The organism is Candidatus Cardinium sp. cBcalN2, assembly GCF_022810445.1.
GTDB lineage: Bacteria > Bacteroidota > Bacteroidia > Cytophagales > Amoebophilaceae > Cardinium.
In genome coordinates, this window is sequence record NZ_JAACGD010000066.1 from 1 (window position 1) to 821 (window position 821).

General features: G+C 35.7%; 1 protein-coding gene. It reads left to right on the forward strand.

Annotated elements, in window-relative coordinates:
* The first annotated feature begins 231 nt into the window (after nt 1-231).
* Complete coding sequence (locus tag MUW74_RS01950; protein WP_243518781.1) at nt 232-687, forward strand: Lrp/AsnC family transcriptional regulator; 456 nt, start codon at nt 232-234, stop codon at nt 685-687.
* The last annotated feature ends 134 nt before the right edge of the window (nt 688-821 follow it).

Genomic DNA, 821 nt, shown 5'->3' on the forward strand with positions numbered 1-821 from the left:
TTTTTATTAAGAAAAAAGTAACCCACAAGTCAAGCGCTAATGAAAAAAGTTACTGAAATCACAGGTTACAGATGGAAAAATAGGGGCTGCGTCTTCTACAAATTTCTTAACATAAACGAGTTTTGTAGCAAGGCTTCTTTTTCATTTTCATCTGTAAACGGCTCTTTCTAATGGTAGCTTTTTCCAAGGCCCCGTTTTTGCTTAGCGGTACTATATCGCTGAATAGGTACTATGCAGCTAGATACAGTAGATAAACATATTTTAAATATTCTTCAGGCTGATGCGAAAATCACCAATGCGGCACTTGCGCAAAAAATCAATCTCTCTCCTGCTGCCACGCTTGAACGGGTAAAAAAGTTAGAACAAAATGGCATTATCAAAAAGTATATTGCAGCAATAAATTATCCACAGTTAGGTTTTTACGTTCATCTAATTGTTGGTGTTCGTCTGCAGAAAATCACGGCTGAAAATATCAAAGTATTTAAACTTACGATTGATAAAATGGCATCCATTATTACTTGTTATCAAGTAATAGGGGAATTTGATTTTATCTTACTGGTCCATGCTCAGGATATAGCTAGCTACCAAATGATGGTCATAGAAAAACTTTATATGTTGTCTATGGTTGACCATTTAAAAACTTTATCAGTTACCCAAATACTTAAAGATAAACCGCTCTATTTATAAGGTTGCTTTCCGTACTATGTCAAGTGTAGCCGTTCAGCGCAGTGACAAAGGCTACGTAGAAAAAGTAAAAACGCCCCTTGTAAAATAGTTGCGATCAGCAAGCAGAACTTACAGCTGAAATAGAAAAACAGCAT